The organism is Alloacidobacterium dinghuense (assembly GCF_014274465.1).
GTDB classification, from domain to species: Bacteria; Acidobacteriota; Terriglobia; order Terriglobales; family Acidobacteriaceae; genus Alloacidobacterium; species Alloacidobacterium dinghuense.
On the sequence record NZ_CP060394.1, the window covers coordinates 3,820,867 to 3,845,334 of the forward strand.

The 24,468-nt window shown below is 54.2% G+C and carries 20 protein-coding genes and 1 tRNA gene; 4 read left to right on the plus strand and 17 right to left on the minus strand.

The window, feature by feature from the left end:
• Nucleotides 1-6 precede the first annotated feature (6 nt).
• The 8 genes from H7849_RS15720 to H7849_RS15755 form a co-directional block, all read right to left on the minus strand.
• Nucleotides 7-630, minus strand: coding sequence for a response regulator (locus tag H7849_RS15720; protein WP_186740563.1), 624 nt, complete (start codon nucleotides 628-630; stop codon nucleotides 7-9).
• A complete protein-coding gene (locus H7849_RS15725) occupies nucleotides 627-3,623 on the minus strand; it encodes a sensor histidine kinase (RefSeq protein WP_251106301.1) in 2,997 nt (998 codons plus the stop codon). The genes H7849_RS15720 and H7849_RS15725 overlap by 4 nt, the downstream gene beginning before the upstream one ends.
• Nucleotides 3,624-3,790: 167 nt before the next feature.
• Nucleotides 3,791-5,101 (minus strand): MFS transporter, encoded by a 1,311-nt coding sequence (locus H7849_RS15730; RefSeq protein ID WP_186740565.1) that lies wholly within the window; start codon nucleotides 5,099-5,101, stop codon nucleotides 3,791-3,793.
• Between the two features lie 30 nt (nucleotides 5,102-5,131).
• Nucleotides 5,132-6,346: an ABC transporter permease gene (locus H7849_RS15735; protein WP_251106302.1), complete on the minus strand. Its 1,215-nt coding sequence runs from the start codon at nucleotides 6,344-6,346 to the stop codon at nucleotides 5,132-5,134.
• A 41-nt stretch (nucleotides 6,347-6,387) separates the two neighbouring features.
• Nucleotides 6,388-7,071, minus strand: a complete 684-nt coding sequence (locus H7849_RS15740) for an ABC transporter ATP-binding protein (RefSeq protein WP_186740568.1) — start codon at nucleotides 7,069-7,071, stop codon at nucleotides 6,388-6,390.
• Nucleotides 7,072-7,527 carry a DUF3299 domain-containing protein gene (locus H7849_RS15745; protein ID WP_186740570.1) on the minus strand — a complete coding sequence of 152 codons (456 nt, stop codon included), beginning with the start codon at nucleotides 7,525-7,527 and terminating at the stop codon, nucleotides 7,072-7,074.
• A 34-nt stretch (nucleotides 7,528-7,561) separates the two neighbouring features.
• Nucleotides 7,562-8,914, minus strand: a complete 1,353-nt coding sequence (locus H7849_RS15750) for an amidohydrolase/deacetylase family metallohydrolase (RefSeq protein WP_186740572.1) — start codon at nucleotides 8,912-8,914, stop codon at nucleotides 7,562-7,564.
• A gap of 199 nt (nucleotides 8,915-9,113) precedes the next feature.
• Nucleotides 9,114-12,449, minus strand: coding sequence for a TonB-dependent receptor (locus tag H7849_RS15755; protein ID WP_186740574.1), 3,336 nt, complete (start codon nucleotides 12,447-12,449; stop codon nucleotides 9,114-9,116).
• A gap of 359 nt (nucleotides 12,450-12,808) precedes the next feature.
• Here H7849_RS15755 and H7849_RS15760 point away from each other — a divergent pair, with 359 nt between their 5' ends.
• Nucleotides 12,809-13,954, plus strand: a complete 1,146-nt coding sequence (locus tag H7849_RS15760) for a radical SAM protein (protein ID WP_186740576.1) — start codon at nucleotides 12,809-12,811, stop codon at nucleotides 13,952-13,954.
• Here the strand turns inward: H7849_RS15760 and H7849_RS15765 are convergent.
• Nucleotides 13,894-14,754: a phosphatase PAP2 family protein gene (locus H7849_RS15765; RefSeq protein ID WP_186740578.1), complete on the minus strand. Its 861-nt coding sequence runs from the start codon at nucleotides 14,752-14,754 to the stop codon at nucleotides 13,894-13,896. The two genes, H7849_RS15760 and H7849_RS15765, sit on opposite strands and share 61 nt — an antisense overlap.
• Nucleotides 14,755-14,908: 154 nt before the next feature.
• On the minus strand, nucleotides 14,909-15,859 hold the full coding sequence (locus tag H7849_RS15770) for a diacylglycerol/lipid kinase family protein (RefSeq protein WP_186740580.1): 951 nt from the start codon (nucleotides 15,857-15,859) through the stop codon (nucleotides 14,909-14,911).
• Between the two features lie 366 nt (nucleotides 15,860-16,225).
• On the opposite strand from H7849_RS15770, the gene H7849_RS15775 reads away from it, so the two are divergent.
• On the plus strand, nucleotides 16,226-16,858 hold the full coding sequence (locus H7849_RS15775) for a LuxR C-terminal-related transcriptional regulator (RefSeq protein WP_186740582.1): 633 nt from the start codon (nucleotides 16,226-16,228) through the stop codon (nucleotides 16,856-16,858).
• A 9-nt stretch (nucleotides 16,859-16,867) separates the two neighbouring features.
• Here H7849_RS15775 and H7849_RS15780 read toward each other — a convergent pair whose 3' ends face one another.
• From H7849_RS15780 to H7849_RS15790, 3 genes are all read right to left on the minus strand, one after another.
• Nucleotides 16,868-17,131 carry a hypothetical protein gene (locus H7849_RS15780; protein WP_186740584.1) on the minus strand — a complete coding sequence of 88 codons (264 nt, stop codon included), beginning with the start codon at nucleotides 17,129-17,131 and terminating at the stop codon, nucleotides 16,868-16,870.
• A complete protein-coding gene (locus H7849_RS15785; protein WP_186740586.1) occupies nucleotides 17,128-17,763 on the minus strand; it encodes a response regulator transcription factor in 636 nt (211 codons plus the stop codon). The genes H7849_RS15780 and H7849_RS15785 overlap by 4 nt, the downstream gene beginning before the upstream one ends.
• 207 nt (nucleotides 17,764-17,970) lie before the next feature.
• Nucleotides 17,971-18,984, minus strand: coding sequence for a hypothetical protein (locus H7849_RS15790; RefSeq protein WP_186740588.1), 1,014 nt, complete (start codon nucleotides 18,982-18,984; stop codon nucleotides 17,971-17,973).
• An 852-nt stretch (nucleotides 18,985-19,836) separates the two neighbouring features.
• On the opposite strand from H7849_RS15790, the gene H7849_RS15795 reads away from it, so the two are divergent.
• Nucleotides 19,837-19,913, plus strand: a tRNA-Val gene (locus tag H7849_RS15795).
• A 108-nt stretch (nucleotides 19,914-20,021) separates the two neighbouring features.
• On the opposite strand, the gene H7849_RS15800 is transcribed toward H7849_RS15795, so the two are convergent.
• Nucleotides 20,022-21,071, minus strand: a complete 1,050-nt coding sequence (locus tag H7849_RS15800; protein WP_186740590.1) for a tyrosine-type recombinase/integrase — start codon at nucleotides 21,069-21,071, stop codon at nucleotides 20,022-20,024.
• A gap of 557 nt (nucleotides 21,072-21,628) precedes the next feature.
• Here H7849_RS15800 and H7849_RS15805 point away from each other — a divergent pair.
• The gene (locus H7849_RS15805) at nucleotides 21,629-21,994 is read left to right on the plus strand and encodes a DNA-binding transcriptional response regulator (protein WP_186740592.1); all 366 of its coding nucleotides are present in this window, start codon (nucleotides 21,629-21,631) and stop codon (nucleotides 21,992-21,994) included.
• Between the two features lie 170 nt (nucleotides 21,995-22,164).
• Here H7849_RS15805 and H7849_RS15810 read toward each other — a convergent pair whose 3' ends face one another.
• The 3 genes from H7849_RS15810 to H7849_RS15820 all read right to left on the minus strand — a co-directional run bounded on the left by H7849_RS15810 (nucleotide 22,165) and on the right by H7849_RS15820 (nucleotide 24,425).
• Nucleotides 22,165-22,509: a hypothetical protein gene (locus H7849_RS15810; protein ID WP_186740594.1), complete on the minus strand. Its 345-nt coding sequence runs from the start codon at nucleotides 22,507-22,509 to the stop codon at nucleotides 22,165-22,167.
• 380 nt (nucleotides 22,510-22,889) lie between these two features.
• On the minus strand, nucleotides 22,890-24,023 hold the full coding sequence (locus H7849_RS15815) for a pyridoxal phosphate-dependent aminotransferase (protein ID WP_186740596.1): 1,134 nt from the start codon (nucleotides 24,021-24,023) through the stop codon (nucleotides 22,890-22,892).
• 93 nt (nucleotides 24,024-24,116) lie between these two features.
• Nucleotides 24,117-24,425 carry a hypothetical protein gene (locus H7849_RS15820; RefSeq protein WP_186740598.1) on the minus strand — a complete coding sequence of 103 codons (309 nt, stop codon included), beginning with the start codon at nucleotides 24,423-24,425 and terminating at the stop codon, nucleotides 24,117-24,119.
• Between the last annotated feature and the right edge of the window lie 43 nt (nucleotides 24,426-24,468).

Below are 24,468 nucleotides of genomic sequence, written 5' to 3' on the forward strand. Positions count from 1 at the left end.
GAATTTTCAATCCAGATGGATGAGACCTCGCTGGAGAGCGAAGATCGTTGCCTGCGTGCGGTCGCGAGCTCCCATTTTATCGAGCACTGAAGATACGTGAATCCGCACCGTCTTCTCCGCGATGTGGAGCTCGTCGGCAATCTCACGATTGGAGCGGCCTTGAGCGATGCAGGCAAGCACTTCCGACTCGCGAGGGGTCAGGTCGACGGATGGAATCCGCTCGGCCAGCCGGTCGAGAGCTATGCGAGGAAGGTAGCGAAGGCCACGATCGACACTTTGGATCGCGTTGACCAGTTCTTCGCCGCTCGCATCCTTCGTGAGATATGCCATGGCACCAGAGCGAACGGCGCGGTAAATATCTTCGCTTCCCTGATAATTTGAGAGGACGACGATGCGCGCCTTGGGAAACTCCTGCCGCAATTGCGTGATCAGCTCAAAGCCACTCATACGCGGCAGACGCAAGTCGACCACGGCCACATCGGGCTGGAGGGAGCGATACATCACGATTCCCTCTTCGCCATCGGATGCTTCGCCTACGACTCGGATCTGCGAGTGACCTGACAATACCGAGTGCAACGCCATTCGCGCCAGATAATGATCTTCAACCAGAAGGACACGAATCTCTTTCATATGCCGATCCAGGGAACAATGTACTGATGTTGCTGCCCGCTGACCTTTTGCAGGGCATTAAAGGAGACGTTCACGGATACCTCCGTTCCTTCATCATGTGAGCTTTGCACGCGCAATACGCCGCCCACTTTTCTGGCACGCTCTTCCATGACGGGGATTCCGAAATGTCCCACTTTGGAGGAGTCGCCTCGAAACCCTTTGCCGTCGTCCCTGACGGTCAGATTGAGCGAATCCGGCTCATAGCGCAGATGAACGGCGATGTGGGAAGGAGAAGCATGCCGCATGGCGTTGGAAACAGCCTCCTGTCCGATACAGACAAGATGGTGCACATATGCCGGCGCGAGCGGCACCTCATCCCCTTCCATGCGAAACGTGATGACCAGCGAGTCACCCGGCTCCTGCGCATTCAAGGTGCGTGACAGGGCATGGGAAAGGATGTTGGTCATGTCTCCTGTGTCGCGCAGGTCCCAGATGATGCGCCGGGCCTCAGCCTGGCAATGAGAGACCATACCACGTGCGAGCTCGCAGGATTTCGCTGCAGCCGTGTCCACCAGCGCGCCATCGCGGAAGATTTTCGAAGTCGCTTCAAGCTGCCACGATATGGCGGCAAAGCCAGCCATCAAGGTATCGTGACACTCTCGCGCAATTCGATTCCGCTCCTCGATGACGACACCGATCTGTCCTTTGACTAACTTCACGCGCTGTCTAAAGAACTGGACCGCCAGCGCTGCAGCTAACAACAAGACTGCGAGATAGAAATACCAGGTCTGATAGAAATAACCCTGCTGCTTTACGGTTGCGGAAACAACCGAAGGCCCCCACGGTTCACCACTATTGCGCGCCTGTACTTCGAATGTGTACTTGCCTGGTGGAAGCTTACGATAACGCGCCATGCGCGCCTGTGTCGTCGTCCAATCCGGATCGTAGCCGCTGAGGCGATAGCGAAACTCAATCTGAGAGGGATTGGAGAGATGAATCGCGTTGAACAGGAAGGTTACATCAGACTGGCCCGGCGCGATTTCAACACTAGATCCATTGAGGACATGATCCCGATTTAAGTCGTCGCTAAAGGTCCATCCCAGGGTGGGAGTGATGGGGCCTGAAGCAGCCGGGAGATTGGCTTCACCCGTTGTGCGCGAGAAGCCTTTGGTCGTGGCAAACCAGAGCGTGCCATCGGGAGCGCGAGCTGAACCCGGCTGAGGAAATTCATTGCATTCACTGGATTGCATGCCGTCTTCGCGTCCAAAGACAACCGGCGCCAGATATCGATCTTCACCGTCAGCGACGGCATGTAGAGCAGCAACCGTAACCCGCACAATGCCACGCGAGGTTCCCAGCCACAGGCGACCATGCGCGTCTTCTACCGCTGTGCGAACGGGCAGCATCGGGAGGCCGCTCCTTGCGCTCAATGGCTCTGCGCGATCATGGACGAGAAGAGCAAGACCTCCGGCTCTTGTGCCGATCCACGTATAGCCAAGACTGTCGCGAATCAGCGAAATCACATGCGAATGCGGCAGATCGGTAATGGGAGTAGAGTGTCCTTCGCGTACGCGAAAGAGGCCGGTATTCGTGCCCACCAGCATCGAGCCGTCAACATCTTCCAGCATGCAGGTAATCAGCTTGGCATCGAGAAACAGAGACCGCTGTCCAGTGAGTTCGCCACTCGCAAAATAGAGCAGACCGAGATAGGTTCCGATCCACAAACCACCGTGGCGGTCTACCAGGATTGAGCTGACGGCGTTGCCTGGGGACTCTGTGCCGAGAAGATAGTGCCGGAAGGAGGTTCCGTCATAGCGGTAGATGCCGTTGAACCAGGTTCCAATCCACAGTTGTCCCCGCTGGTTCTCAGCGAACGCACGAATATGCGTGGAGAGAGGCATGTCGGACGGCGTCATTACCGTGAGTTTTCCGTTGTGGACGCGATAGAGTCCCTTGTCCCAGGTGCCCAGCCACAGATCGCCATGGCTGTCCGACAAAACTGTCGATGCGTAGGCTTCGGGAAAGCCGTCCGGTTCGCTATATGGAGCAAATGCCGCTCTGCGCCAGCGGCTCAGGCCGCCGGCGAACATGCCGATCCAGAGGTTGTGCTCATTGTCGATGAAGAGGGAGCGGATGGTGTCATCCGGCAGCCCATCCTGCGACGACCACGACGAGACACCATCACTCCCGATTCGGCGAATGCCACTGTGACGGGTTCCAACCCAGAGATTGCCCTGGGCATCGCCCAGCATCACGGTAACGGGAGTGGGTACGCGCGCTGCAACGACTTCTTCGTACGCTGCTCCTTGCTGGCGTGGCTTTAACTGAACGACACTGTTCGCCGTGCCAACCCAGAGGCGATGCAGCGGATCGCGATAAATGGCGACCGGGTTGCCCAGAGTTCTATCGCGCAACGTATAGCGCTCCGGCTTTCCACCGCGCACCACGTGGAAGAGCCCGTTCGACGTGACAAAGAACATGCCGCCGCGATTATCTTCGGCGAAAGGCGCGACGATATCTCCGGAAATCATGCCAGTCTCGCCGAAGCTTTCCAACTGGCCATCATGAAACCGTTCAATACCATTTTGCGTTGCAATCCAGAGCACGCCGGCCGAATCCTGATACAGCCTTCGAACTCGCTCATTCATACGACCAGCAAGCTCACTGATGTTGTTGGGAGTACCGGAGCCGTTGTATTGCAACACGCCTCGTCCGTCGGTCCCGATCCAGAGATCACCACTCTTTCCGATCAGGACCGCATTCACGGCCTCCCCGTCGATATCTCCGGGGATGGGAAGACTTTGGAAACGTAGGCCGTCGAATGTGGTCAGGCCGGCAGCGGTAGCAAGAAGCAAAGAACCGTCCGGCTCCTGCGCGATCATGCGGACGTTGTTTTCCGGCAGGCCGTCTTCTACCTGCCATCCCTGCTTCTGGTATTCAGAGAGGCGAAAATTTGTTTGCGCCGAAACTCTTGCGGGTATGACGACGGAGAAGGCAAACAGGCACAGCCCCACAAGGACGCTCCTCGAACGCCGGAGGACGAGCTTGAGCGGACATCGGACAAAGCACCCCATGCTGGAAGGATTACTCTTACGGCATCACAAGTCGGGGCAAGTTGTAAAGGCGATCCGGCGCTTCATTTATCGCCTCAAATCAGTTTTTTCGATTCACTCAGCGCCCATCAAGTTCTTTCGAGCGGGCGCTCAGGGTGAACGACCAACCAACAGAACCCACCAATCAGAGCCAGCACTGCCGCCGCACCGAACGAACTGCCCCAGCCAAAATGTTGAGCAATCCAGGGAGTGAGCGAAGCAGTCACCGCGCCGCCGATCTGCCCGCCCATGTTCACGATGCTGGAAAAAACGCCGGAGCTGCGTCCCGCAATATCGACGGAGACCGAGAAAAAAGAACTCTGGGAGAGGTATAGCATTCCGGCGCCGCCTGCCAGTATCAGTCCAGCGAGACTGCGACTTTGTACCTGCGAACCCAAGAGCAGGAAAATGGCGGTTGAAAAAAGTGCGGCTGAGGCGAGATAGCAACGGCCAGTGCGCAGGCCGTATTTACGCGTCAGTCGATCGCTTAAAGCGCCGCCAGCGAGGCAGAAAACTGTCATCGAAAGAAAAGGCAGCATGGAAATGCGCGCACTTGATTTCAAATCAAAGCCGCGTACCTGCGCCATATAAAGAAAAAACCAGCTGAAGAAAATCCAGGCGATGTAGCCAAAACCGAAATATCCGACCATCAGCGCGGCGAGGTCAGTACGGTGAAAGATTGCCCGCCAGGAGATCCCAGAGGAACCTGGCCTTTCTGTGGTTGTCGGCGCTACTGCGGGACGCTCCTGGTACTCTTCCAGGCCATCCTGAATTTTTTTCAGTTCAGCCGCGGATACTGCGGGATGCTCCTCGGGTGTATCGCGAGCAGCAAACCACCAGACCATGCCGGCAACGACTCCGATAAGGGCGCTGAACCAGAAGGCGGCGCGCCAGCCGTGATTTGTAATGAGCCACGTCAACAACGGCGGCGTCAGGCCGCTTCCTGCTCCGACGCCTGCGAAGATGAGTCCGTTGACGAAACCCCGCTCCTGCTGCGGAATCCATTGTGCGACAAACTGGTTTGCCGCGGGGTACACAACGGACTCACCCGCGCCAAGAGCAAATCGGATCGCGATCAAAACAGCAACTGCGTGCGACATATCCGTTGGCAGCAGCGCGGTAAGCTCGGTGACAACGCCCCACCACAGAACACCAAGAGCAAGGACACGACGTGGGCCAAAGCGCGCGGCCATCCAGCCAGCAGGAATTTGCAAGCCGGCGTATCCGACAAGGAAGGCCGAAAAGATCCAACCCAAATGCTGATTCCCGAGCCCATATTCAGCGCTGATCTGCAGCCCGGCGATTGAGATATTGGTCCGATCAAGAAATGCGACGGCGCTGAGAATGAAGAGAAGAAATGAAAGATAAAAACGTACTTGCGAGCGGCGTTCGGGTGACATCTACACTCCGTTGAAAAATATCATTCCGCGTCAGTGCGCATTGAGTCCGTCGATCAATCCGTTCCGATATGCGCGAATGGCAGGCACACAACCGAGCAGCGCGCCCGCCAGTACGACTACACAAGCATATAGGGAGACTCGCGACGAGACACCGACCATCGCCAAAGGTATGCCGAAGTGCGCCTCCATAGGAGCACGAGCAAGCCATAGCAACCCATAAGCTGCAATAAGACCAAAGGCCATTCCGGCTGCGCTGATGAGCGTTGACTCAAGCACGAAGAGAATAAAAATCTGGCGCGCATGAAATCCAATTGCCCGGAGGACGGCAACTTCCCTTCTCCGCTCATTCAATGCGGTGTAGAGGGCAATGAGCATGGCCACGAGGCCCACGACGAGTACGGCGCCACTGACAAGTGAGAGCGCGACGTCCGCGTAGCTGAGCATGCTCCAGAGTTCCTGCAGCGTGAGAGCCGGAATGATCGCGGTTAACGGCTCGTCCCGATAATTGTTAATTTCACGCTGAAGGAGCAAGGTATCAACACGCGACCGCGTGCGAACAAGAAATGCACTGATGTTCTGGATGTGCAGGTCTTCCTTACGAATTTTCGCGGCGGGAACTTCTTCTCCGAGAGCGGGCGGCGTACCTCCAGCCCAGTCCAGATGGATCGCCTCCTCACCATACAGCGTGATATAGATGCCGCGGTCTACAGGAGTTGCCGTGCGCGCCAAAATGCCGACCACGGTGAAAGGCTTATCGCCATGCTTCAGCAGGCTGACGTCTTCAAGCCCATGGCTCAAGACAATCTTTGAGCCGACGTGATAACCGAGGCGCTCCGCTACCTCCTTCCCGATGACGGCGTCGAAGATGCCGTCCGGTGCTGTTCCATCTGTGAACTGAAGCGAGTGGTCGCGATGAAAGCGATAGTGCTCGTAAAAATTTTCGTCAGTCGCAATTACGCGATAGCCATGATGGCTATCGCCCATCGACAAAGGAATCGTCCATTGCACTGCTGGATGATCACGGAAATGTTCATACGATGTGTAGGAGATTTCATTTGAGGGCGTGCCTATATGAAATACCGAATACAGCAGGAGCGGCAGCGCCCCTCCGCGCGCTCCAACGACCAGATCGGTCTGGCTCAAGGTGCCGGAGAAACCTTCCTGTGCGCCCTGCCGGATACGATCCACACTTACGAGCAACAAAACACTCAGCGCAATGGAAAAAACAGTAAGGCTTGTGGTCACGACCCGACTCTTCAAAGAGGAAAAGGCAAGGCGCAACAGAACTAGCATAAGACCACCTGATTGATTTCCGGCACCGATATATGGCGCTCAAATCGTGACATCAAGGAGCTGTCGTGACTGACAAAGATCAGCGTCGAACGGGCCTCATCGCAGACTTCAATCAAGAGTCGAAGAAAGCTCTCCTGACGATCGCGGTCGAGCGAGGAAGTGGGCTCATCAGCGATTACCAGACGCGGCGCTCCGATAACAGCGCGGGCGATGGCCACACGCTGCTGCTGCCCTGTACTCAGCTTGGTAACCCGTTTGTGCAGGATATCGCCGAGGTCAAGCCGCCCGGCTATGCGCGCAATCTCGCCGTCAAGCGTGGAAGCCATAATCCGCTTCATCCTTCTGGCATGCACGTAGCAAGGCAAGGCAATATTTTCACGAACAGAAAGATACGGAATCAAATTGAAGCTCTGAAAGATATAGCCCATCTCTGCGCCACGATGGCGATCTCTCGCAGAAGGCGACATGCGACGCAAGTCCTTTCCCAGCACCTGCACTTCTCCGGTATTGGCTCGCAACACGCCGGCGACGATACCAAGCAGCGTTGTCTTACCGCTGCCGCTGGGGCCGTAAAGGAAAACACGTTCTCCCTCATCGATCAGCAATTCATCGATCTGAAGTAGTGGAGCGTTTTGCTCGTAAGAAAATGTGACGTCCTGCAGATGGACCGCTGACAATTATTGCTCCACGTAAGGTTTGACGGCATCTCCGTCGAGGTTGTAGGAAACATCTCCATACGGACTCTTGACATTCGTTATTTTCAATACTCCGGTCACAACGATGGGCTCAGTAAAGGACATCTTCGCTTTTCCCCCATGCGTGAGCTGCACATAGACCATCTGATTCGGCGGCGGTGGCGGAACGTGAATACATGCGCCAGCATATGGAACAAGAAGGAACTCCGTGACCTCCTGCGCATCGTCTTCCAGCGGCACCATAAAACCTGGGATAGAAACGCGCTTGCCATTCAATTGCCGCACAGGAGAACTTTCAGCACTGGAAGAAGTGAGCATCTTGAGCGTGCTCCAGCCCACCTGCTGCGGAACCGGCTCGGCTGCGCGGGTGCTCGCTGCAAGAAACACGCCAACCAACGCAAGCAAATAGATCGAGCTTCGCCACAGAATTCGCATCATTCGTTTCAATCCGGACGCATTGTCGAGATGCGTATTACTTCACCGGTGTAGACTCCGGAAACTTCTTATGCGCTGCGCCGCCGAAGGGTCGCTCGGTGAAAGTCGTCCAGCGACTTGCCAGTTTGACGTCGCTGGTGGGAGACGAGTTCCAAAGATCGGATGAAATGCCGTTCAGATCGTAGACTACCTTTCCGCCACGCACCGTCAATTGACAGATGAGCTTCTGCGTTCCCATCAACTTCGTGTTGTACATGTCGACGAAACCGTACTTGCCGTGCTCGACGCTGAGAACTGCGATGTCTGCCGGAGCCCCGACGGAAAGATTGCCGAGCTGATCCTGCTTGACCTCGTGCGCTGGATTCCATGTCATCTCGGTTACGACCTGCGGAATGGTTTGCCCCATCGCCAGAAATTTGTCGGCCACGTTGAGCATGTCTTTCATGCCGGCATTCATACTGCTGATGTGCAGATCCGTAGAAATCGAATCAGGTTGAAAGCCACCCTGCATCACGGGAATCGCAACGGTCCATGCGAATGATCCTCCACCGTGCCCTACATCGAAATAGATTCCGCGCTGGCGTCCGACAAGTAGGGCCTTGCTGGCCTTGCCCGTTTCGGGGTCTTGTTCTCCGCGCAGACCCGAATAGCAATGCGTATAAATATCTCCGGGACGCAGCTTCTGAGACAGCAGATCGTAGAGTGGCCTTTCAATACGACGGGAGCCATAGTCGATCATCACGGGAATGTTCGCGATGTTGCCGGCAATGACCGCCTGCTCATAGGGCTTCCATTCCGGCCCGGTGAAATGCGCGCTCTTGATGCCGACGACGACTCCGGGGTATTTCAGCGCCATCTTGCCGGTGGCTTCGCCATCCATGTCATCAAGATTGTCTTCATATTTCGGTCCGCGCATGCCGGAACCTACGATATTCAAATCCGCCAGGACGCGCGTCTTCGAGCGGTCAATGATGCGCTGCTTGAAGTCCTCGAAGTTGCGCCATCCCGAACCGCCGGCGTCTACGACCGTTGTGACACCGACGCGAAACGTGAAGCCGTCCGGATAGACGCTGTTGTCGCCCGCGTATGACTCTTTCTCACCTGTTCCCGCATAAACATGCACGTGGATATCGACGAGACCGGGCGTAACGTAGAACCCTTTTACGTCGATTGTCTTTACAGCCTTTTTCGGGTCGATATGCGGCGCAACTTCGGCGACCAACCCGTCTTTCACGGCAACATCTTCCACCGCATCCACATGATTCTTCGCGTCAAGAACGTGGCCACCCTGCAGAATCATGTCGTAATCCTGAGCACTGGCCGCACCGGCAGACACCAACCCAGTGCCAATCGCAACAACCGCTAATGAACAATATTTGCCAAACTGCATTTGCTCCCTCCAAGAAGCTCCAACCCATGATCATACGAAGGGATGAAATTTAAAACTTAGAGATCAACGGGCACGCTGTCATCGGCCCATCGCCTTGCCGAAAGATACGTCAATTGACCTAAGCGCGACGTCGACCGAAAAAGAAGCCGCTGCATGTGCAGCGGCTGTAGGGAGGCCAACATCGTGGGGTTCGACATCATCAGAAAACCAGCTTTCCAGCGAGTTGGATCGTACGCGGCGCGTAGAAAGTACTGGTAGTCGTGACAGTGCCAAAGTTGCTCGTGGCCACCGGATTCGTTGGATCAAACCCCTGCTCGATCTCCGAGTTCGGGTTGCCGGCGCTGGGATGGTTGAAGAGATTTCCCGCTTCCGCGCGGAACTGGAACTTCAGGTTCTCCCAGATATTAAAGTTCTTGAAGATGGAGAAGTTCACATTGCTGTATCCCGGACCATGGATGGAATTGCGTCTTGAGTCTCCATAGGTGCCCACCGCGGGAATAACAAACGCCGATGCATCGATACACGATGTTCCGCCGTTGTTATAACCGCCATTCCGGATGTAGTCGTGCAGGCTGCAATGCGCCATCGCCGGATGAAGAACGTTGGGGCGCTGGACGTTGCCTCTGGGCAAACCGACGTTTGCGTTGTCGAAGCCCAGGTTGACGTTAAACGGCTCGCCCGTCTGGAGCGTCACAATCGCGTTCGTCTGCCATCCTCCCAAGACTTCGCGCACTAAAGCGTTGGCATGGGGAATGTTAGGCAGGTCGTACGTTACTGTGCCTACGAAGCGGTTGCGGATATCCCAGTTCGAATCACCATAATCGAGCCCGATGTTGTACTGATCCATCGTCGTAGTCGCGCCATTCGAGTTATCCGTGATGTCCAGGTCATGGCTCCACGTGTAGCTCAGCATGCCCGACAGACCATGGCTTGCGCGCTGCCGCAAAATCGCCGTGAAGCCGTTGTAGTGCGAATACTCATCGTTCTGGATCCGTCGGATCGAGCCAAAGAGCTGATTCGGCCTGCGGATGTTGATGTTTCTATTCGTTGAGGGCTGCGGCGCATTGTCGTAGAAATCGCGATCCAGGTGAATCGCATGCGAGCCCAGGTACTGCAGCTCAGCGCCGGCACCCTTCCACAGATCCTGCCCCCATGAGAGATTCCACTGATACAAAGTCTGCGTCGGCAGATACGGCCCCATCGTGACCGCACTCACATACGTGCACTTCGGAGTACAAGTGCCGGCCACTGGCGATCCTGATCCAGCACCCGGAGTGGGGCTCGACAGCGAGAGCAAGGCCGACGCCGTTGAAAAGTAATTAACCGAGGCTGACAGCGGATAGTTCTGCGTCGTCAGCGTGTATGTGTTGAGCTGGTTCGCGTTGTAGTAAATGCCGAATCCACCGCGCAGCGTCGTGTTTTCCGTGGCCCGGTAAGCGAAGCCGATTCGCGGAGCCCAATTGTTGTGGTTGGGAGCGTTGAATTTGAATCCCGGAGTTGGCGTAAAGTCTGCGGCAACCGAAGCATTCGAAGCAGGAATGAGCGCCGTCTGGTCCGGATTCAGAATGCGTGCATAACCGTTCAAGCTGTACGGCACGGTTGGGAGTTCGTAGCGCAAACCATAATTCAAAGTGAGCTTCCGAAACGGCTGCCAGTTGTCGAGAACAAAGAAGCCGTCGCGCCATTCGCCGATCGATCCCTTGACGGGAAGAACCGGAGTCATTGCGCTTTGAGCCAGACCAATGACAAAGTCCGCAGCGCCATAGCCTGTGCTCGTGTAGCCTGCATCGGTGGGTGCAGTGCCAGTGAAGCTGAACGCGCCACGAGGCTCGTTCGTTGCCTGACGTCCAATCGTGAGCTTCCGCAGTTCTGCGCCAGCCATGATGTTATGTTTGCCGTGGGTCCAGCTCACCTGGTCATAGCCGTCAATGGTGCGGTCGTCCTGGTACCAGTTCGACGCGTCGTTTCCAGCTTCATGGTAAGTATCAAAATTGATGGATGGGATTCCGGGGTTGTTGTAGACCGAATCAGAGTCAAAGCCAGGAATGCCGAGCTTCGTTCCCGCATCCGTCAGACCATTTTCAGCAAAATAGTTGAGGTTATTTGAAGTGACGGTATTGAGGCCGACACGGAAATCGTTGACCAGGTTTGGCGTGATGATGTGCGTGTAGCCGATCGCGATGTTTCTGGTATCCGTGGGCCCGTACGACGCGTCGGTCGGAAATGGATCGCCACCCACTATGCTCAGGTTTTGCCAGTGATAGCGAACGAAGAGACGAACGTGTTCGCCAATATTCTCATCAATACGGTCCAGGCTCTGCTTAATGAAGAGATTCGCCGGATAGTTCACGTTCAGGTTATTCGTGCTGCCCGGAAGGTTCGGCGGCGCGATGTATTGTTCAATGTTCTTGGCGATTTGCCCCGCCGGGGTGTTCAGCTCAGAAGCTGGAATCTGATTGCTGGGATAAGGCTGGCCTGTATATGGATCGTATAGTTGCTGGCTTCCATTCAGGAACGAGAAATCGCCAGCTTCCATGGCTGATGTCAACGTGGAGACAGGTCCCTGATTCGACTGCTGTACCTGATTGATTTTTTCGTATGAAGCGAAGAAGAAGGTCTTATTGCGCCCGTTATAAATCTTTGGAATGTAGACCGGACCGCCGAGATCAAAACCGTATTGGTTGTAGTGCTGAATCGGCGTCGGCGCACCTTGAGGATTGAAGAACGGAGCCGCATTGAGCGCAGTGTTCTGAATGTAGTCGTAAACAGCACCGTGCAAGCTGTTGGTGCCTGATTTGCTGATCAGATTAATGTGCAGCCCAAGATACGATCCATACTGCGCGGTGTAGTTGCCGCTCTGCATCTGCACTTCGGAAATCATGTCCGTGCTGGGGCGCGCAGGTGCAAGACTGATGAGGTTATTCATGATCGAGACGCCGTCGAGATTGAGACTGTTCTGAATCTCGCGCTGCCCGGCGCCAATAAAATCCTCGCCCGGAGGAACGCCCGAATAGTTGCTCGTCGGGCCAATCATCACATTCGACGCTGTGGCCGCTACTTCAAGGGCATTATGGCCAATCAAGGGCAAGTCTTCCACTGCCTTTGTATCGAATGTCTCCCCGAGCGTTGCATCGTCGGTCGCAATCGCAGGCATGGTTGCGGACACAGTCACCGATGCAGTCGTTGAGCCAACTGTGAGATTGAAATCGGTTCGCAATGCCTGGTTGATGGTTAGAACAAGCCCGGTCTTCGTCAGCTTGTTGAACCCTGATTGCTCAACGGCGATGTCATACGTTCCGGGAACGATAAAGGTGATGGAGTAGTAGCCTTCCGCATTCGTCGCACCGGGATAGACAACCTTCGTCTCTTCGTTTACGGCGGTTACGTTCGCCCCGGAAATCGGGGCGCCGGTCGGATCTACCACCGTTCCTACAAGCGCAGTGTTATTCGCAACCTGGGCTCGCAGCATTCCACCGATCAGGAAGATTCCAACCACTGCTACTGGCCTAATACACAGCAAAAACAAGCGTTTCATGCTCTCTATCTCTCCAGATTTTGAATGAAACAGTCAGAACCCCAGGAAAACCGACGATCCGATATGCCATCGCTCTCGTGCCGATCAGCGGATGTAGGAATACTCAGGGAGCGACGCAACCTTTCTCGTACAACTTTTGACTTGGGAGAATTGAACAACGATGAGATCGGCCTGTCATCAGGCTGTAATACGGTTTTCGAGCAGGACAAATGTCCTAGAAGCCCCCTGAGAGAATGCGGCGTATCTGATGGACGAATGACTCACGAGGATTGAAAATCGAACCCTCAACCGGGCAGAAAAGGCTCGATATCTCAGGCATCGCGTAAACTGAATGAGACTTGCAGGTGTGGGTGGTCAGAATGACGCTTGCCCGATCGGTTAGGAACCTGCGATCCCTCGATCGCCGCTTTCGTCAGGCGCGCATGCTGGGCCGTGCCATCAAGTCAAGCCATCATCCAATCCTCGCTCATATTATTCCAATCCGGCGCTGCAATCTTTCCTGCGCGTACTGCAATGAATATGACAAGGTATCCTCTCCCGTGCCGATCGCGGAGATGCTTCGTCGTGTGGATCTTCTTGCAGCTCTCGGTACAGGCATTATTACGTTCAGTGGCGGCGAACCGCTGCTGCATCCCGAACTCGATGAAATCATTCGCAGAATTCGCAGCCACGGCATTATCGCTACGCTGATCACCAACGGATACTTGCTGACTCCGGAACGCATTCAGCAACTCAATCGCGCTGGTCTTGAACATCTGCAGATCAGCATCGATAACGTACAACCGGACGATGTGTCGAAAAAGAGCCTGAAAGTCCTCGACAAAAAGCTTCAGTGGCTGGCCGAGCATGCCTGGTTCGACGTGAATATCAACTCTGTTTTGGGAGCGGGGGTTCGAAATCCGGCAGATGCGTTAACGATTACGCGCCGCGCGCTTGAGCTGGGGTTTGATACTACGGTTGGCATTATCCATGATCACAGCGGACAACTTCGCCCTTTAGAGGGCGAGGAGAGATCTGTATACCAGCAGATACAAAGTGAGAGGAAGCCGGCTTTCTGGGCCTTCGCGTACGACAATCTCTTTCACAAGAATCTCGCGCTAGGTCAGTCAAACGAGTGGCAGTGCCGGGCGGGGAGCCGTTATCTCTACATTTGCGAAGATGGGCTCGTTCACTACTGTTCGCAGCAGCGAGGATACCCTGCGATCCCGTTGGAGAAGTACACGTCTGAGGACCTTGAGCGAGAGTACTGGACGCGGAAGCCCTGCGCTCCTTATTGCACTATTTCATGCGTGCATCGAGTGGCAATGATTGATCTTGTTCGCGAAAAACCACGACAGGCATTAGCCAGATTCTTTCCGCCGGGACAAGCGGGCACGCCAGCCAAACTTCCTTTGGGAATAAGATTTCTATCCTCGATCTTTCTTACTCCGGAGAATGGCAGGCCTCAGAACCCTGCCGCTAAAGCCATGGCGGGCGCTGTGATGAGGGTGCTTGGTATCAAGTGACTGAACCAGGCCGCAGCGACGATCAATGCCATCGCCGCTCCCAGGAGCACATCGATTGCATAGTGATATCCACCCACCACTGCAGCAACTGCAATCGCGAATGCTACAACCAGAAAAACCACACCTGCGATCGGCACGAAATGCAGCAGGACGAGCGATACTGCCAACGCAGAGGCAACGTGAGCGCTGGGAAACGAGATCGCGTGAATGCTTCCATATTTCAGAAGCCAGAGATTGAGCACACGGCCTTTGTTCGCGGCAGCTTTTGGTTCTGCATGGATACTCCGCGGCGGCAGAGCGGGCACGAATGGAGTGATGCCATAGCACACATAGGTTGGCACGAGAACAAGAAACCAATAGGTGCTCGTATATTGACGCAAACCCGCAGCGTAGAGCACACCGAGTCCCAACGGCACCAGCGGATAGCAAAACATGTAGGCCCATTCGATGGAGCCGCGGGTAAGACGATCAAACGCTCCGCCCAAGTGGGGCACAACGTTCAATAGCGAGCGATCAGTCTTGATGAGCCAACTCTGAATTTTTTCGTTCGGTCCCATGAAGAACTGGCCTGTCTGCCAATAGGGCACGAGCATCAAAACCACCGGCAACCAATCACGAAGAACCGAGACACTGTAGGGATCGAATACGCGTTGAGAGGAGCGCGCCGCAGCAATCGCAAGGAGGGCAAGAACTGCGAGCAGTGTTACGATCCGCCGGCGTCCTGCGGGCAGCGGTCGAATCCACGCAGCTACAGCCAGAATGGTAGCGAAACCTGCCTGGATCCATTCGGAAGTTCGCATCGATAGCCCCAGAGAACAAAGACTCTCCCACATTCGCAGTGTTTGACTCTCAGGGCAAGTGCGAAAAAAGCAGACCACTCAAAGGTTGTTTTGGAGGAGTGGTTTCGGTTGTTTTGGAGGAGTGGTTTCGACTCAATCGATGTCAACGATCGAGTCATGCAGCGGGGACAGGATGAGACAGCAACCTGACACTCACATTGGCCATTTCGATCGTGGCGCAGGAAGCTCCAAGGATTTCACCGTCTGCTTCGACTGCAATCGGCACGTCATAGGTTATGCCTGGGATTGGCGCGCATTCCACGCGCAACACGTCCTCGTAGCGAGCTGCCGCTCGGTCGGTTTGTCGACGTTCGCGCTGGCCTGCACCGAGAAACAGCGCCTGGAAGGAGGCTTGCGCAAGACGTCGACGCGATGCACCCTCAACGCTCGCAAGCCGCAGAAAGGGGAAATCCAAACTGGCTCCCGGGCGCCAGAGATTCAGTTCCGCCACGCGCACGGCAATCATTTCTGAGGCGCTCCTTTCGAGCACTTCGCCCTCGACAGTTGTGATCTTCAATTTGAAGGGCTGCACAGGATGCGAAAAGAGCACTCTGGCTCCGGCTGAGAAGTAAGCAAGACGTCCCGTTCTGTCCTTCTGGTTGCGCCGCGCAACCTCCATCATGGCGGCATGCACTCCCATGCCGGCAGCCATGGCAAAGAACCAGGATCGCTTGCCTTCAGAAGTGCAACAAGTGATTCTTCCTAGAGGTACGAGGCGAGGCTTTGCCGCCAGCAGCCAACGGGCCGCTTCGGCGGGATTCTTAGGAATTTTCAGATTCTGTGCCAGCACATTCCCCGTTCCAAAGGGAAGAATGCCGAGGGGAATATCCGAACCGGCAACTCCCTGCAAGACATCGAAGACCGTACCATCGCCGCCAGCGACGATAATGGCATCCACACCTTGTTCTACCGCTCGCTTCGCCTTGCCCCCCGCCGCCCGTTCCGCGCCCGTCTCCAGAACTTCGACCTTGCCTCCGGCCTGCTCAAAGACACGCAGAATGCGCGGAAGAACCGACCCATTCAGTGACTCGAAGAGCGGGTTAGCCAAAAGAAGGATCCGGCGCATTCAACTATCCTAGATGGTTTGGCGGCCGGATAGAGACAGCCTTTTTTAGATGACAGGAATCGACGACTGTCGATTGCTTTCTTGCGTGATGAGGCAGAAACTATAGGAACCATTTCATTTACTTAGTCCACGCACCAAGGTCTCATGATCTTACGTAAGGTGACTTCCTGATGGGAGTGGTGCTATATTCATTCTTCGCTGGTTTTCGTTGATAACTTTCGGGCCATGGTAATTATAAAAAACAGCCGAAATTGGCTAATTTCATCCGCCCAGGATGTCTTACTTGAACTTAATATTGATTTCCCCGATCATAAACGCCCGGTTCTTTGTGAAACGATGACAACCAAAATAACGTGAAGGTCAAAGTTGATTCGTTGTGTAATTGCTGACGACCACAGTCTGGTACGGCAAGCTTTGCTTGAAGTGCTTGCGCGGGATGGTGGCATCCATTTTGTCGGCGCCTTCGAGGATGCCGGACAAGCAGCGGCTTGCGCCGTACGTGAGCGGGCCGACATTCTTATTCTGGATGTGGCCATGCCAGGCTATTCACCATTCGACGCATCTCGGCTTGCCAAAAAGTCCGTTCCCAGTCTCAAAGTTGTTTTTCTTAGCGGCTACAGCGACGACATATATATCCGGCGAGCGATCGAGGCAGGAGCGCACGCCTACGTCCTTAAGTCCAGCGAGAGGCAGGAGCTGAGGATCGCAATTGAGAAAGCACATCGGGGAGAAAAGCACATTCCGATGGCGGATCGCTTCTTCAACCGGCCAATTGAAGAGTCCGGTGCTGATTACCACCTGACTGTGAGAGAACGCGAGGTTCTCAAGTTGCTGGCACAAGGCAAGACAGTCAAAGACGTCGCCATCATATTGGGTTTAAGCGGAAAGACTGTGGAATCCCACAAGACCAATCTGATGCGCAAGCTGGATCTGCACAACAAAGCGGAATTGGTTCAGTACGCGGTTGCACACAAGATCATTTTCGTGAATGTGCCCTAGCGAACCACATCAGCACTGGCCTGGAGCAGTCCCGATCCAGCGTTGCGCAAGCCAGGCATCTGGCTCGAGCGTCGCTGCCGGGCTGAAGGCCGCCGCTAGAATGCACAGCGTTTCATATACAAGGCGTTCGGTCGCAATCTTCCAGTCTGTGGGCAACTCGCCCTTTTCGTCGTGATGTACACTCAACACGACCATGTCCTGCCAAAGCGCGATGGGAAAATTGCTCCGCCTGAAATCGACCAATTCTGAAGCATCCATCTGAGCTGTCCTCACGCTACCTCCACGGATGCCACGGCAGCCGCCAAAGTCGGGTGATGAATCGTAAACAATGCCAGCTCCAGTCGGTCAGACACGCCGACCTTGTCGAAAATCCCACGCAAGTAATTTTTGATAACCTGTTCGCTGGTTTTAAGTTTGAGACCCACTTCGCGATTCTTGCAGCCTTGCATAATCAGAGAGAGAACCTTAAGCTCTTTCGGCGTTAATCCGTCCCGGACCCTGGTGCCCACGGGATCGCTGGGCGATGCACCCACGTCAGCGGCCTGCACATAGTGCTCTCCACGGCAGACCTGACGTATACAGTCCAACAGCATTGCACCGGAAGCCGAGCGATAGAGCAGGCCGTGCGCGCCCTGGTCGAGAAACGTCTTCGCGTCTTCCCCCATCTCGGCGACTACGATCGATCGCCCGTTGTTCAATTGAATGCGCGCAAGAAGGCCGGGAGAGTTTGCCAGCAGCTTTGAGGCAACTACTACAATTGCGTTGGGATAAGAATCCACTGCACGATTCAAACGGATGGTTTCTTTGCACTGCATAACAATCCGCAGGTCTTCTTCCGCCATAAGCAGTCGTGCTGCGCCCGCGCGGAAGATGTCTGAATCATCGGCCAAAATAAGATACGGCAAAGAGTCCTCCAAAGTCAGAATTCCCGTGTGTTCTGAATTCGTCGACCGGTAAAGGCGATGCCCCCGCATCGCCCCCCGCATTTAGTTGTCACGTCCTTGGGCTTGACCTTATATTTGCCGATTGTCGGCTTCCCGCATATCCGGCAAACACCCTAGATAGTCTGGATAAAAACCCTAGACACCCTCGTCTGGGAATGTACCGTTCGTCTACCAGCGATAGACCCGCAGGTTATCCAGATAGATGACAGGCGATCCCTTTGCGCCGAGCCCATCTACCTGGAAGTTGGTTAGTAGAGCAGGAGCCCAGCCAAGCGCGAAAGCCGATGGCACAGTGGCGTTTAGATCCTGCCTGTCGTTGTCCACCCACACAGACTTGTAGGTAACATTGCCCGAGTTGTCGCGGGAGTAGCTGATCTGAACGTGGTGCCAGCTATTTATCGTCCAGTTACGCACATTGCAGGATGCCTTTGAGTGCAACCACCGGTCTGACGGACTCGCAGGAGTTCCCGCATTTGTTGTGTAATCCCATGTACCGGAGTAGCCATCGCATTGAACTCCAAAGATTACAGTTTGTCCGTTCGGCATTACCTGGTTCATATCCATTTCCAGGTTTGCGATTTGACTGGAAGAACCGTTGAGGTAAACCCATGCATCGTACAGAAAGTTTGTGGCTTCTGTATCGTCCCCGAAAGAGACGAAATACCGCTCAGCACCGGAGTCCGCGTAGGTGGTGGCAAATTGACGTGTGTGGCCCGATTGCGATGGAGAGTTTGTGATGGCTGTGCTTCCGATTGACATACCGGAGCCGCTTCCCGAGTCGTTCACTCCCTGCCAATTGCTCAGTGTTTGAATGCCACTTACACTTATCGCATCCGAAGGAACCACGGGAGAGCTCGAAAGACTTGCGATCGTCACAGGGATGTCGGAAACACACACTGCGCCATGGTCGCCCCATGCTTTCACATGCAGCGTATGTGTACCAGGAGCAGCGGTGACCAAGGCCTGAACCGATGTGCTGTTCACAATGGTCGTGTCTGTACTGTCATCAAGCGAATAGCCCATCGCGGCCACATTTTGCGACGAGCAGTTTGGAGCATTCGCCGAAAGGGCGAACGGCGATGACACTTCACTTGCGTTGGCAGGACTGCTGACAGTGATACTGGCAAACGACTGTAGTGCGAATGTCGAGAGAATCAAGAATGCACAGGGGAGGGTTCTCATGAATCAGCCTTTAAGAGAGTCTGGACGTAGGGGGCTAACATTGCGCACGGCTGCATCTTCTCCGTCCGTTCAGCAGACGAGCCGAGTAAGTTGACGATGACATTGGTCTGGCCTGAGCTGCGAAATGCCGATGAAGCGAAGCCCGAGAAAACGGCGGACGGCGATTTCGCTCCTGAGTTGTGGACTGCAGGGACTCTTGCTTTTGACTCAGGAATCAGAACTGTCTAAGAACGTCTACAGTTCCAAGTGTGATCAGACTTGCAGCAAAGATGCTTCAAACCGCTTTCTCACTTCGTTGTCACATCTTTTGACCCGTTTGTATAGTCCCGCGATTTCGAATGCTTTTTGCATCCGTCAAACACCCTAGTTATCGCGCATAAAAACCTTAGAGAATTTGTCCGAGTCCGCAGGATAAGAAATCCGGCGTCGATTCTGCGGTTGAGATCTGTGTCGGTTGCCTCGGCATCGGTGTCATCTCGGATGGATACGTTAGAGAGAAGCTTCAACAAGTTTGGCGAACGTGTTTACAAAGAACCGAGCAATTGGCTTACCTCGACGAAGGCCGGCGTTGCGCCCTGAGTAAGGCACCGTCACACTTGCCCCCTTGCGCAGATTGATTCTGGCGCTCGGACGTCCACAGACTCCAATTTTTGTTACAATCTAGCTTATGAGGTGATGACAAGGCCCCGGCATTCACCCATGCGCAACTAGTTCCGGCATTCTGTACTCTCTTTACTAGTTGCTCTATCGGGAAGTTGTTTTCTGCCTGTGGAAGACAGCAGGAACAGGCGAAAATGGATGGCCCTCCGGGCTGGTGGAATCACCGGCTCAGGTTAAAGTAGGAAACCTAACAGGCGCGTAGCTCAGTTGGTTAGAGCGCTACCTTGACACGGTAGAGGTCAGGAGTTCGAGTCTCCTCGTGCCTACCATATCTTTCAATGACTTACAGATTTTTCGCTCTCTTCCCACCGCTCCACTACGCTCCAACAAGGGCCTAAATGGTTGCAAACATTCCAAACCAACTCTCCTAATCCGCCTCACCCCGTCGACCTCCGCTCAAGATAGCCTGTCATCAAGGCCCCTTGAATCATCGGCGCTTGTACATCTACCTCGTCAGGGAAAATAGCCTGTACCACACGTTGCTGCGCCCTTCGCTTTTCCTCCATCCGGGCTTGCGAATAAATCTCCAGCGTTGATCTGCTGTTGGCGTGGCGCATCAGTTCTTGAACGACCTTGACGTTCTCGTCATTAGCAATCAGAAGCGTGGAATAAGTACGCCGAAAAGTATGCCACCCGATCACTTTACGTATCCCAGCCTTTAGCGCGGCAGGGCGGATGACTTTTTGCAAGACAGCGTCCGGCCAGAACGGGCGACTCCCATTAGTGTGAGGACTTGCAAACATCCAGTCGTCCGCTTCCCGGTATTTGCTGGCTTCTTTCCAAAGCCAGAGGTCAGCGGCTACACGCTCATCCAGAGGGATTGGCTTGCGAGAGGCTTCCGTCTTGCATTTTCCGGTCTTTCCTAAATAGATCGACCGTTGGACATCAAGCTGTAAATTCGAAAAATCAGCGTCGCGCCATTTAAGAGCAAACAGTTCGCTACGGCGCAATCCTGTTGTCACATCCAAAATCACCATCAAGCGAAAGCATGAATTAAGTTCTTGCAGCAAGCTCTGGATCTCAAATATTTCCAAGACTTCAGGGGTTTTCTGACGTTTTGCGCTTTGACGAACCAGAGTTATCGGATTTTTTCCCTGGTCAAACCATTCGTAGCGTATCGCATGATTGAAAAGCGCACTGAGGAGGCTACGGATTTTAGCCTTCGTTGAATCCGCCAGTAGGTTGCCATCAGCACGCCGTAACCACCTTAACCATCGCTCAACTGCTATTGTTCTAATCGAATAGATGCTTGTTTCTCCCCAATAGGGGCGTACCCATCTTCTTAGGAATGCGCGATACACAATCCTCGTTGCAAGCGAATGCCAGTCGGCACTCTCCGACAGTTCTGTGTGTATATAGTGATCGACCAGATCTTCAACGGCGATGTCCCGCAAGGACTCGCGATTGCGATCTTCATTCACCCGCATTCGCAATCCATTTGCTGCTTCCTGAGCCAGTTCTCTCGTGGGATACTCACCAACGGTCCCTATAAAAGCAGTACGCCGCACACGCTTTCCTGTCGCATCGGTCTCTCGCCACAGAAACTCCCAACAATCGGAACCTGATTTACGCTTTGCATACCTCAGACAACCACGCTGATAGCATTGCCGCATCATGGTGTCCTCCCATTTGGGAGTTTCACGCTATGGTTGAAAATGTTCCAGGTCAGGGGCACGCCAAAGAGGCGGCTTGCGACGAGTAGAGGACATGTTGTACTGATGACGACCTAGGAGCTTCCTCGCCACTTGTCCGAGATGCAGTTTGGGAGCACTCCGAGCATTCCGCGAGCTCCCGTGCTCCAGAATCGGCCAGGTGAAGTGCTGCCCGTTTCAAGAATGTCAGGTTTCTTTAGCGACCTTTCGTGGATCCTTATCCTCTCGGAGACGAACAAAATTGGGCTGCGCAATATGTCTCCGCCGGCACAGATCTTCCCTGCCAAACGCATCCCATTACATGAACGCTTTCTCAATGCATCGGAGTCGCCATGGACCGGCACATACTTCTTGTTTCGAAAGGTGAGAGTGATCTTCTCTCCAAGTTTCGTTGCGATACCCTACAAAGCGCCGGATACGAAACAACTGAAGCGCCAAGCCTGGGACGAGCCGTCGCTGTTATCTTTTCCGTGATGCCTGATCTAGTCATTCTGGAGCCATACTTCGCCGAAAGGGAGAGAACTGCATTCATCGGAGGTCTGCATGAGAGCTATCCCGATATGCAGATACTGTGTCTCCCGCATGGTGATGTCCGGCCTGATTTACTTCTCAAAGCCTGCGGAACCATTTTGTCTGGTCACCTAGGCAGCAAAACAGTTCATACTATTGAAGAATTCGAAGCGAGAAAATCGGCATGAACCTTGCCGCGTCCATACGGCCACGATATGAAACACGATTATCATTTCGCGATGAGCGAAAACAAAGATGGCAGCTTCGACAGCATTTGTCTGGTCTGCTTTCGCACCGTTGGAAGCTCATCGTGTCGGTCAGAATTGGAAAAAATGGGAACGAGTTGTTCTGATTCCACTTACAGGTTCTTGCTCTGAGCAATCGAGCTTGCGATGTGGGCCAACCATTCCCGTGGCGGAGTGAGTACCGGAATCACCAGATCGAACTTCGCGTCGCATAGTTGACTCGGTGCTTCCGCGAACACAATCACAGGGGTGTTTGGTCTGGATTGGGTAATACTGGCAACACGATATAAGTTAAATTCTTGGTCCTCAGGCACGACTACAGCGTCGACATGTTCTCGCCCTAATTTGTCAATCAGCGAGTCGATGGATGAGCATATATCCACTTGAAATCCGGCGCTCTTCAATACCGGAACTCGGGTCGCAAGGTCGACCCCAAAGTGAATGATGTGAGTAGCCATGGCTCGTACCCAAGTCTTAATATGATTAAGACATTACGCCACGATTCTATGCCAAAAGTCTTAGTGGATGTTCCGTGGCGGATACGCCAGCATCGAGGAGCCTCGCAATGCGCGGATGAGAGAGTCGTCCTAGAATGGCCCTTCCCTCTTGAACCGCCCTGCACCACCTGGACCCATGAGGGCAATGTTTAGGATCTATACTGCCACGCGGCGCTCAAAGCGCCCGTCGCTGCGGTTCGCTAGCCAGACTACCCCCATGCCACCCGTCCAATCGGCGATATCACCCTGTGATGGACTTAACGCTCGACATTGATCCAGATTCAGGTGTGTCATCTGACCATTCCCGTTGGCAACGCCAGATAGTATCAACGTACATACACCTAGTGGTGCATCGTATGTTTCGGATAAGGCAGCATGTCCCATGCTTGCCAGAAACGCTGCATTTCCTCAGGACGCCCCAGAGAGATTCGAATGTATGTTCTCATCGGCGAGAAACTTCGACCGATCAAAATCTTATTCTCGTGGAAGTGCTGGATCACTTCTTCCGCCGGATGAAAGGTATTCATCATCACAAAGTTGGCATGAGAGTCTATCGGCTTGAGGGCACGGGCCATCGCCTGATTGAAAAATTCCTGACGGTCGTCCATATTGCGTCGAATAGAATCGTTCACGCTCTCGGTATCCTCCAGAGCAGCCAAAGCGGCTTGAATCACAACTGTATTGATATTGTCCTGACTGGCGAACTGCCGCATCTTCTGAACCGTATTCGGCGATGCCATGGCGTAGCCCAATCGCATGCCCGCTAGGCCGTAGACCTCGGAAAAAGTGCGCGTAACAATGACCCGCTCATTATCGAGAGGGTGATCGATAAAGGAGGCGTACATCCCGGATTGACCCGCGTAATGGTGGTAGGCCTCATCGATCACGACAAAGGTGGACGCTGGGAGTTTCGCAATAAAATCTTCCAAATCTTTACGAGGAGTAAGTGACGCGGTGGGATTGTTCGGATTGCAGATGTATACCAGCGTGGTTAATGAACCGGCACGCGCTTGCATACCGTCAAGGTCATGGGAGAACGTTAGTGTCAACCCGACTGATATGACTTCCGAGGAGGCTGAACGTGCATAGTCTTCGATGGCTTCAAAAGTCGGTGAAGCCTGGATCAGTTGCTTGCCTTTGCCGAGGAATGCAAAGGCCGCCATGCGGAGGATGTCTGTAGAGCCACAACCAAGGAGGATCTGTTCCGGTTTCCTCCCGTGCAGATCAGCAATTCGTTCAGTCAGGGAGTTGGGCTCCATAAGCGGATAACGGTTCACGCATCCAACGGAAGAATGTATGGCATCGAGTACTTTCTTAGATGGACCATACGCATTCTCGTTGTTGTCGAGGCGGACCAGACCGTCATCTTGTTTGAATGTAGCGGCGCTCGAAAAGTCTGTAAGCGGGCGTGCAGCCATCCCGGCTACGGCGCCGGCACCCGCGGATCGAAGAAAGAGCCTGCGCGATGTAATCATAGTGTTTCCTTACGAAGAAGAATGGTCTTCAAAGCAGGTAACAGTTAGAGGGCAAAACACTGCCATTCGAGATCTGGTCCAGATTGGCAACGACTATTGCTTCGTCAGAGTCCCCGTTCCGTCATCCGTTTCGCACCCGCCCGTAGCGCTGCCGTTCAGGATGTAGGTGGACTTCAGCTGTGTGCCTGTGTTATCAAGCGAACCCCGCAGCGTTACGTTGTCCCCTTCTTTGTCGCTGCCGGCGAGGACTACGTTAGAACCAGTAACTGTGACCTCCAGATGCGCGCCTTTCAGACAATGCGAGGTTAAGTTCGAACTCCCAGCGAGATGTCCGCGCGAATCCGGGTTGATGACGACCGTTATCGTGAAGGGAGCGACATCTGAATGGTTCGAATAGAACATTCCCGACCATCTTCCTTTGATATCGGTAGCAGCGTAAAGAGAA